Raw genomic sequence first — 9,123 nt, 5'->3', positions numbered from 1 at the left:
CGCCGGCGGGGGGCGGCGGCGGGGGCGCGGGGGCGCGGGGGGCGGGGCCGGTGCGGCGGGGGGGGGGGGGGGGGGGGGGCCGCGCCGGGCGGAGGCCCGGCGGCGCCGGGCCGGCCCGGGGGCGCGGCGGGGGGGGGCCGGCGGGGGGGGCGGCGGGGCCCCGCCCCGGGGGCGGGCCGTGCGGGGGGGGGGCGGGGCGGGTCGCCCCGGCCCCGCCCCACATTGACGCCCCACCCACACCCCACTAGCGTCACCTACATGCGAATCGTTATCGATAGCTATGATGCGGTCATCGCCGGGGGTGGTGCGGCGGGGCTGAGCGCGGCGCTGCTGCTGGGCCGGGCCCGGCGCCGGGTGCTGGTGATCGACGACGGAGCGCCGCGCAATCAGTCCGCCGCCCACATGCACGGGGTGCTGGGCCTGGAGAACGTGCCGCCCGCGGAGTTGCTGGAGCGGGGCCGACGCGAGGCCGCGTCCTTCGGGGTGGAGTTCATCGACGGGCACGTGGCGGAGGTGACCGATGCCGCGAGCGGCCCGGGCCTCACAATCCACACCGCGGAAGGCCCGACGGTGCACGCCCGCGCATTCCTCCTGGCCACGGGCGTGAGCGACGCCCTGCCCGACATTCCGGGCCTCGCGGAGCGCTGGGGCACGACGGTGGCGCACTGTCCGTTCTGCCACGGCTGGGAGGTGCGGGATCAGCCGGTGGGAGTGCTCGCCACCTCGCCGTTCGCGACGCATCAGGTGGAGATGCTGCGCAGCATCGCCGGACCCATCACGCTGTTCGCCGACGGGGAGCACGCCCCGACCGAGGGGGAACGCCAGCAGCTGGAAGCGGCCGGCGTGCGCGTGGTGGATGCGCCGATCACAGAGCTGCTGGGCGAGGCGCCGCAGCTGCGCGGGGTGCGCACGGCCGATGGCGCCGAGGTGGAGCTCGCGGCGCTGTTCCTGTTGCCCGCTGCCCGACCGAACGAGGACTGCGTGGCGGGGCTCGAGCTGGCGCGCGCCGAGTCGCCGATGGGGAGCCTGCTGGCGGTGGACCAGCAGGGCCGCACGAGCCACCCGCGAATCTGGGCGGCCGGGAACGTGGTGTTGCCGCCAGCGAATGTGCCGATGTGCGTGGGGGCTGGAGCTATGGCCGGCCCCGCGATCCACGGCACCCTCGCCCACGAGGACCTCACCGCCGCCGCGCACTGAGCCCCGCCCCACCACACCCCGCATAGACGGCTGCGTTTACGTGGAAACTCAGGCCCCATTTCCACGAAAACGTAGAACTCTGCGCGGGCGCGAGGGCCTGTGGGACCTGCGCGTGGGCCGCACCATCGAAGCGATCACGCCAGCAGCTGCGCGGGAAGAGAGCGCGTCGGACGCCTCCCCGTCGGACGCCGACCCGTCGGACACGACCCCGTCGGCCCCGCGTACTGCCGACACACCGGGCAGCGGAACCTCGACGCCGGGCTGCACGTGGCGCACATGCTCAGCGCGGACTACCTGGACACGGCGCTGGACCACATCCAGACGAACCCCTCGCGGCACCTGGGCGTCGAGGCCGAGAACTCGCTGGTCGAGGGTGGGCCCGCAAACCTGCTGGTCCTCGATGCGGCCAGCGACCGGGACGTGGTGCGGCTGCACCCCACCGTGCTGCTGTCGATCCACCGCGGCCGCGAAGTGTTCCGCGCCGAGCCCGTGACGCGGCGGTGGGCTGGGGAGGAGTGAGGGCGCTGGGGCGCTGGGGCGCTGGGGCGCTGGGGCGCTGGGGCACTGGGGCGCCGGGAGCGCGGCGCAGCGCGAGCCCCGCTCGTCTGTGCGCAGACGGCTGCGTTCTCGTGGAAATAGGGGCCTGATTCCCACGATAACGTAGCTGTCTTGGCGTGGAGGAGGTGCCGCGGGGCGCGGTGGGGGTCACAGGAATGCACGTCACAGGCCGGGACCATCGGGTTCTGTCACAGTGTCTGAAAGTGCGAGACTGTGCGCATGCCCAAGATCATCGGAGGCTCCCTCGAGGAACATCGCGAGCGCACGCGCGAGAAGATCTTCGCCGCGCTCGGCGAGCTGCTGGAGTCCCAGGAGTTCGAGACCATCACGTTCTCGAAGATCGCGACGGCGGCCGGGGTGGGTCGCACCGCGATGTACAACCACTTCCCCGACCGCGAGACGCTGCTGGTCGAGTACGCGATCCACGAGACCACCGACTACATCGCGCAGCTCAAAGCCGGGGTGAGCGACTCGGCGACCCCGCGCGACGCCGTGATCGCCTACATCCGCACGCAGCTGGACCTCACCGTCACGTTCCACGTCCCCGAGACCGCGAGCCGCGCCACCCTCACGCCGGAGACCGCCGCGCGGATGCGCGAGCACGTCATCCTCATCGAGAAGGTGCTGATCGACATCGTCACCGCAGGCGTGGCCGCCGGGGACTTCCGGGCCGACCTCGACGTGCCCGCGACCGTGCGGATCATCAACGGGCTGCTCGTGGGCTCCTCCGCCAAGCGCTACGACCGCGCCGCCCTCGAAGCATTCGTCCTGCGCGGCCTCGGGGCGAAAGCCTGAGCGGGCTCAGCGGCGGGGGCGGAGGGGCTTTTTCTTGCCCTTCGCGCGCGAACCGGACTTCGCGGCACCAGACCCAGCCTTCGTAGCGTCGGTCCCGGACTTCGCACCAGTGCCCGCCCCGGACTTCACGCCATCGCCCGACCCGGCCCCCGACGTCCCGGCCTTCCCCGCGCCGCCGCGGCGCCGCGGCGCCTTGACCTCAACCTCCTGGATGTCACGCTCCTCGTCGGACTCCCAGTTCATCGCATCCAGCGTCTCCGTGCCGCCAGCCTCCTCGTCGGCGCGGCCGAACAGCGGCTTGGACGTCTCGGCGACCTCGTCCTCAAGATCCACCTCTGGCGCGGTGGCGGCGACGACCCAGGCGATCAGGGCCAGCAGGATCGCGACGACGGCCACGCCCCAGCGCAGGTAGACGCTGGTACCGTCGGTGTTCATACCCACCACGGTGCTGATCCCGAGCGCGGCAATCAGTGCGGTCACAAGCGTGAGCGGCAGAGCGACCGCACCGACGGCGCTGCGCAGGATCGTGGTCAGCACGGTGCCACCGATAGCGCCGGAGTGGCCCCAGGAGCCGCGGCCGCCGTAGCGCCCGTCGGCGATGAGATCCGCGGCGGACTGCAGGGCGGTGCCGCTCGCGAGTGTCCACAGGCCCAGGCCCGCGGCGACCACCACGACGGCGCCGAGGTAGCCGGGCAGGGCGGCCGGCCCGAGGCCGAAGGCCGCGACGATCGGGCCGAGCACCGCGATCACCACAGCGGGCAGCACGGCGCGGCGGGTCGCCTCCGCGAGCTCGGGCAGTTCGGCGCGGTCGCGGCCCTCGAGCAGGCAGGCGCGGGTCTCCACCACCGCGGAGGCACCCAGGCGCCGGGCCGCATCCAGCAGCGTGGAGGTCACCAGCAGCGTTGCGACCACGCCGAGGGCGATCCCGCCCAGCAGCGTGAGGGACAGCGGTGTCACGGCATGCAGGGCGCGGTCCTCCCACACGGTGCCGGCGCGCGGCGCGAGCTGCAGGGAGCTGATCACCGGGCCCAGCGCCGCCAGGCCCAGGAGCGTCCCGGCCAGCAGCAGGGCGCCACGCGGCCCGGTCTCCAGGCCCGACGTGGAGCTGCGCACGGCATCGTCGATGTCGCGGCGGTCCAGCAGGGTGGGGGCCAGCAGGGAGCCGGCGTGCGCGGCGACCACCACGAGCGCGCCGAGCCCCGCGAGCGCCAGCATCGCGAGCGCCAGCGCCGGCACTCCGGCGGAGAGCACGCTGATCACCAGCAGGCCCAGGGTCGCGGCGGCGAGCACTCCGGCGGCGGTCAGGGCCGTAGAACCCAGGCCCGCGGTGATGCCCAGCGCGCCGCCGGTGCGGGAGGTGCGGGCGGTGCGCAGCACCGTCGGCCCCTGGCGCTCCCCCAGGCGGCCCAGCAGCCAGATCGCGCCGAGCGCCACGAGAGCACCGATCCCCAGGGCCGCAGCGACCACGACGTTCGGGGTGATGGAGTACAGCGCGAGCGTGTCCAGGAACGCGGAGGCGTACTGGGAGTCATCGGTGGAGGAGACGAACCTGCCGATATCCGCCAGCGCCTGCTCGATCTGCGGCTCGAGCTGCTCACGGGGCGTCGGCTGCCCGCCGGTAATCGCAGGGTCGGTGAAGTTCGCCATCCCCACATCTTCGAAGCGCAGGTCCGCGTACTTTCCGGGCACCCACAGGGAGGCGGCGGCCACCACGCCGGCAGCGGCGAGCACGGCGGACAGCAGACCACCGAGCTGCAGGCCCGCACGCTCCCGACCGGGCTTGCCCACATGCGGGATCACAGCGGCGATCCCCGCGGCGAGCAGGGCGATGCCGAGCGCGAGCAGCACCACGACGATGCCCTCCGCGGCGAGGACCGGCACGCCCAGCAGCAGGCCCAGGCCCGCCCCCGCGGTGGTGATCGCGACGAGGTCGGCGCTCAGCAGCCCGCCGTGGCCCAGCATCCGCACCGAGCGCAGGTGCGGGCCGCCCAGGTTCGTCGGATCATCCGCATCCAGGTCATGCTCATCCGAGCCCACCAGCAGCGCCGACGACGACGCCGCGGCCTGCACCGGTGCCTGGCAGGCCCGTAGAGCGAGTGCCGCGATCGCTGCGCCGGCGCCGAGCGCCACAAGCGCCGGGGCTGCGGTGGTCTGCAGGAACCACACCACGATGACGACCGGCAGGATCGCCAGGCCCAGCGCCCCCGTCACCGTGAGGGCGCCCAGGCGGGAGACCAAGGCGGGTCGACTCTCCGCGGCGATGCCCAGCGCCGCGATCTGCACGGCGAGCCCCCGCCAGGCAGCGAGCGGCCCCAGCGCGAGGCCGACGATCAGCATGCCGGCGCGCAGCAGGCGGTCATCGGTGCTGCCGGGGGCCAGCAGCAGCAGCGCCGCCAGCGGCAGGCCCACGATCCCGATCACCTGCGCCGCCGAGGAGATCTGTGCGCCCAGGCGCTTCCCCAGGTCAGCGTCCACCTCGGCGTGGTCCTCGTCGCGCTGCAGGCGGCGCGGCAGCACCGCCCCGACCACCAGTGCGGCGATCGCGAGCACGCCCAGGGTCAGCAGGATCCAGGCGATGTCATCGCCCAGCGGGAATTGGGTGATCAGGTCCACGGGTCAGCTTCCGACGTCGGGGCTCGCAGGCGCGAGCAGAACCACCGCCCGAGGGCGGTCCACCCTGCACGGTAGAGCATCCCCGGCCCCGGCGGGCAACCGTTCAGGCCACAACCGGGTCACAGAGGGCGCGGCGGGGCGCGGGGCGGGCGACGCGGGCCGGCGCGGCGCCAGCCTGCCCCGTCGGCCCCGTCAGTCCAGCAGCGAGAGGTCCAGCTCGGTGGGCGCGCCGTCGACCACGCGGATCGGCACCCCCCAGTCCTGCTGATGCATATGGCAGGCCGGGAACTCCACCGCCGGGTCCGCATCGCACGAGGCTGCGCGCGCATTCACGTGCAGCACCCCCTCGCTGTACGCGGGATCCAGCTGGACCGTGCGCTCGAGCGCCGTATCCGTCCCGCCGCCCTCGGCGACCAGGGCCGACGGGGTGGTCGTGATGCTCACCTGGGTGGAGGGGCCCATGGAGTCATCGAGCTTGTGGCCCTGCGGCGGGGTGAACAGCACGCGGATGCGCAACTGGCCCGGCCCCACCTCGGTGACGGGCCGCTCGGAGCGCTGCTGCCCCTCGTCGATCATCCGCTCGGCGGCCTTCGCCACCGGCACCCACGTGACCTTGTGGCTGCCGGATTCGACCACGACGAGCTGGCCGATGCCGTCCACCGGCGGGCCGACGATCGCATCCGAGGGTTCCTTGAGGTCCGTCGCGACGGTGATGACGCTCGCCGCGGGGAACGGGCCCGCGTCGGCCAGGTTCGCGTCGGCGCCCTGTCCAGCGGCGCCCGATCCAGTGGCGCTCGGTCCGTCGGCGCCCTGTCCTGCGGCAGCCTGTCCAGCGGCGCTCTGTCCTTCTGCACGCGATCCGGCGGCCGCGGCCCCATCGGTCCCCGCTTGCTGGCCACTCGCTCCACCGGTCCCACCACTGGCCCCACCCAGGCCGCTGAGCCCGGTGATCGCCGCAATGGGCTGGATCTGCGGTGTGGGCTGCGTCTGCGTGCTCTCCGCAGCCGTCGCCCCCGTCTCGCCGAGGTCCACGATGCGGATGGCGCCGTTGTAGGTGTCCGCCACGGCGATGCGGCCATCGGGCAGGGCCGTCACCCCGAGCGGATGCTGCAGGCGGGCGCGATGAGCCGGGCCATCGACGTGCCCGAAGTCGAACAGGCCCACGCCCACCGCTGTGCTCACCCGCATCGTGCGCGGATCCAGGATCCGCACCGCAGAAGTCTCCGAATCCGCGATGACCAGGCGGCCGTCGGGCAGCTCATCCACGCCCGAAGGCTGCGCCCACCATGAACCCACCACCGGGCCGTCCACCAGGCCCTCCTGGGTGGTGCCGGCGAGGACCAGCAGCGTCCCCGTCACCGGGTCAAAGGTCCACATCTGGTGGATGCCGGCCATCGTGATCACGGCGCGGCCCAGCACATGCGACCAGGCCAGATCCCACGGCGTGGACAGCGCGAAGGAAAGCGGGTCACCCTCGCCGCGCGGCAGCTCATCTCCCTGCATCCACTGCGCGCCCGAGCCCGCGACCGTCGTCACCGCGCTCGCGGTGCGAGAGCGCAGCAGGCGGTCGCGGCCCAGCTTCACGCCGCGCAGCAGGTGGTTCGCGGTGTCGGCCACCAGCAGGTCATATCCCACCTGCTCGGCGACGTCCTCCGGCAGCGGCAGCACCCCGTTCGGTTCCGCGAACTGCGCGGATGCTGCTTCCCCGTCGGCGTGACCGCGCTCGCCAGTGCCGATCACCTCACCGACCGTCTGCCCGTCGGACTGGAAGATCACCAGGCGATGCTGGCCCGGATCGGAGACCACGAGGCGGCCATCGGGCAGCAGTGCGAGCTTCGAGGGGAAGCGCAGCGTCTGCTCGGGACGCTCCGCGAGGACCGTCGGCGCGGGGCCGCGGCGCAGGGACCCATCGGCCTCCCCCTCCGTGATGAGGCGGCCGATGAGGGCATCGAGGTTCTGGGCATGACCCTCCCCGGAGAGGTTCCCGGCGATCCGGCCGTGCGTGTCCAGGACCATGAGGGTGGGCCAGGCGCGCGCGCCGTATGCGGTCCAGGTCGCGAGCTCCGGGTCGTCGATCACGGGGTGGGTGACCTCGTAGCGCTCGATGTTCGCCTGCAGCGCCTCGGGGTCCTTCTCGAACTCGAACTTCGGGGAATGCACGCCGATGACCACGAGCTCCTGGGCGTACTTCTCCTCCAGCGGCCGCAGCTCATCCAGCACATGCAGGCAGTTCACGCAGCAGAACGTCCAGAAGTCCAGCAGCACGATCTTGCCGCGCAGCGCCGCGAGATCCAGCTCGGCGCCGCCCGTGTTCAGCCAGCTGCGGCCGCGCAGCTCCGGCGCCGGGGCGCGGTCCGCCGGGGCAGGGGTGGGCGAGGTGGAATCGGAGCGAGACGTCATAGGCCAAGTGTCCTCCGTGCGGGGCGGGAAGGCCAACCAGCGGGGCGGGGATCAGGCCCCTTCTCTCACCAGCTGGCGATCCACTCCTGCAGCTCGGGGTCCTCGAGCGAAGTCAGTGCCAGGTCCGCGGGCGGTGCGTCATAGCCGGGGGCGGGCACGGCGATCAGCCGCAGGCCACCGTCGCGGGCCGCACGCGCGCCGGTGCCGGAGTCCTCAAAGGCGAGCATGTGCCCGGGATCGGCGCCGAGCTCCCGGGCGGCGGCGACATACATGTCCGGGGCGGGCTTGGGGTGCTCCACACTGTCCGACGCCTTCAGCACGGTGAAGTGCTCGCGCAGCCCGCCGGCGGTCAGCTTCTCCTCGAGCGCCTCCATCCACGAGTTCGACGCGCAGCCCAGCGGGAGCTTCGCCCCCGCGGCCGCGACGATCTCCGGCGCACCCGGCATCGGGTGCACACCTGCGGCGAGGCGCTGCTCGAAGTTCTCCAGCAGCATCTGGTGGACCTCGTCGACCGGGCGCTTCGCGCGCTTGGCGATCAGGTCGGCAGCATCCTCGAGGGTGCTGCCGTGGAGGACGTCCTCATCGGCCTCATCCAGGTGCGCCTGGAGCTGCTCGACCACGGCATCCTGCGTCTGCTGCCACACCGACTCGGTGTCCAGCAGCAGCCCATCGCAGTCGAACACAACAGCCTGCGGGGTCCAGTCCCCGAAGACCGCGGCGAAACGCTCGGGGATGCGCGCGCCCGTCATCGGGCCACGTCCCAGGAGGCGATCCACTCGGCGAGCACCGGATCGGCCAGGGACTCCAGGCGGCGCGGGGCGCGCGGCTCCTGCCCGGGGATCGACGGCACCGCAATCAGCTGCGTGCCCGCGGCGAGTGCGGCCTGCGCCCCGGTCTCCGAATCCTCGAAGGCCAGGCAGTCCGCCGGCTCCGCGCCGAGCGCCCGCGCCCCGGCCACATACATGTCCCCAGCGGGCTTGGGATGCTCGACATCCTCGATCGCAATCGACGCATCGACCAGGTCAGTGATCTCGAGCCCCGCGAGCTTCGCATCCAGCATCTCGCGCGCCGAGTTCGACGCCACGGCGATCGGGCGCTTCGCCGCGATGGCGCGCAGCGTCTCGAGCGCTCCCGGCAGCGGTGTGAGCTCCTCGCCCACATGCTTGCGGTGCGCGGCCAGCAGCTCCTCCCCCACCAGCAGTGGGTCCTTGTCCACGGCCTCGGCGATGGTGCGCACCACTGTCTCCGCATCCCGGCCGGTGATCTCCTTGCGGGTGGTGGGGTGCAGCGTGACGCCGTGCGCGGCCAGATACTCGTTCTGCAGCTGCACCCACTGGCCCTCGGTGTCCACCAGCAGGCCGTCGCAGTCGAACACCACGGCCGACGGGGCCCAACGCGGCGGCCAGGTGTCCAGGGGCGAGGCGGGCAGCGACGAGGTCGAGGAGTTCATGCGGCCCAGCGTGTCCCCGCCTCTTATACACCTCTGACGCTGCCGGCGATGCGCCGTTCGCAGAGCCGTGGGGGGGCCGGACGCCTTCAAAACAAACATGAGCATATGGG

Annotated in this window: 7 protein-coding genes; 3 read left to right on the top strand and 4 right to left on the bottom strand. The window is 73.0% G+C overall.

The genetic code is table 11. The features are described 5' to 3' along the window. Window positions 1-258 precede the first annotated feature (258 nt). From MU407_RS13015 to MU407_RS13005, 3 genes are all read left to right on the top strand, one after another. Window positions 259-1,197 carry an NAD(P)/FAD-dependent oxidoreductase gene (locus MU407_RS13015; RefSeq protein ID WP_246958129.1) on the top strand — a complete coding sequence of 313 codons (939 nt, stop codon included), beginning with the start codon at window positions 259-261 and terminating at the stop codon, window positions 1,195-1,197. 276 nt (window positions 1,198-1,473) lie between these two features. After that, entirely contained in the window at window positions 1,474-1,716 is a 243-nt protein-coding gene (locus tag MU407_RS13010; RefSeq protein ID WP_102234774.1) for a hypothetical protein, read from the top strand. A gap of 258 nt (window positions 1,717-1,974) precedes the next feature. Beyond that, window positions 1,975-2,550 carry a TetR/AcrR family transcriptional regulator gene (locus MU407_RS13005; protein ID WP_246958127.1) on the top strand — a complete coding sequence of 192 codons (576 nt, stop codon included), beginning with the start codon at window positions 1,975-1,977 and terminating at the stop codon, window positions 2,548-2,550. Window positions 2,551-2,556: 6 nt separating this feature from the next. Here MU407_RS13005 and MU407_RS13000 read toward each other — a convergent pair whose 3' ends face one another. From MU407_RS13000 to MU407_RS12985, 4 genes are all read right to left on the bottom strand, one after another. Continuing rightward, complete coding sequence (locus tag MU407_RS13000; RefSeq protein ID WP_146007670.1) at window positions 2,557-5,163, bottom strand: sodium/proton-translocating pyrophosphatase; 2,607 nt, start codon at window positions 5,161-5,163, stop codon at window positions 2,557-2,559. A gap of 192 nt (window positions 5,164-5,355) precedes the next feature. Then, window positions 5,356-7,563: a thioredoxin-like domain-containing protein gene (locus tag MU407_RS12995; RefSeq protein ID WP_246958125.1), complete on the bottom strand. Its 2,208-nt coding sequence runs from the start codon at window positions 7,561-7,563 to the stop codon at window positions 5,356-5,358. Window positions 7,564-7,628: 65 nt separating this feature from the next. Then, window positions 7,629-8,312, bottom strand: coding sequence for an HAD family phosphatase (locus MU407_RS12990; protein ID WP_246958123.1), 684 nt, complete (start codon window positions 8,310-8,312; stop codon window positions 7,629-7,631). After that, window positions 8,309-9,013: an HAD family phosphatase gene (locus MU407_RS12985; protein ID WP_102234778.1), complete on the bottom strand. Its 705-nt coding sequence runs from the start codon at window positions 9,011-9,013 to the stop codon at window positions 8,309-8,311. Before MU407_RS12985 ends, MU407_RS12990 begins: the two co-directional genes overlap by 4 nt. Window positions 9,014-9,123 lie beyond the last annotated feature (110 nt).

Origin of the sequence: Brachybacterium sp. Marseille-Q7125 (genome assembly GCF_023062615.1) — a bacterium.
In the GTDB taxonomy this organism is placed as follows: domain Bacteria; phylum Actinomycetota; class Actinomycetes; order Actinomycetales; family Dermabacteraceae; genus Brachybacterium.
Note: the sequence above shows the minus strand (reverse complement) of the source record. Positions and strands in the feature narration are given on the sequence as shown.

Coding starts and splice junctions, on each gene's coding strand:
- MU407_RS12995 (WP_246958125.1), bottom strand. CDS start 7,563: ATGACGTCTCGCTCCGATTCCACCTCGCCCACCCCTGCCCCGGCGGAC.
- MU407_RS13015 (WP_246958129.1), top strand. CDS start 259: ATGCGAATCGTTATCGATAGCTATGATGCGGTCATCGCCGGGGGTGGT.
- MU407_RS13010 (WP_102234774.1), top strand. CDS start 1,474: ATGCTCAGCGCGGACTACCTGGACACGGCGCTGGACCACATCCAGACG.
- MU407_RS13005 (WP_246958127.1), top strand. CDS start 1,975: ATGCCCAAGATCATCGGAGGCTCCCTCGAGGAACATCGCGAGCGCACG.
- MU407_RS12990 (WP_246958123.1), bottom strand. CDS start 8,312: ATGACGGGCGCGCGCATCCCCGAGCGTTTCGCCGCGGTCTTCGGGGAC.
- MU407_RS12985 (WP_102234778.1), bottom strand. CDS start 9,013: ATGAACTCCTCGACCTCGTCGCTGCCCGCCTCGCCCCTGGACACCTGG.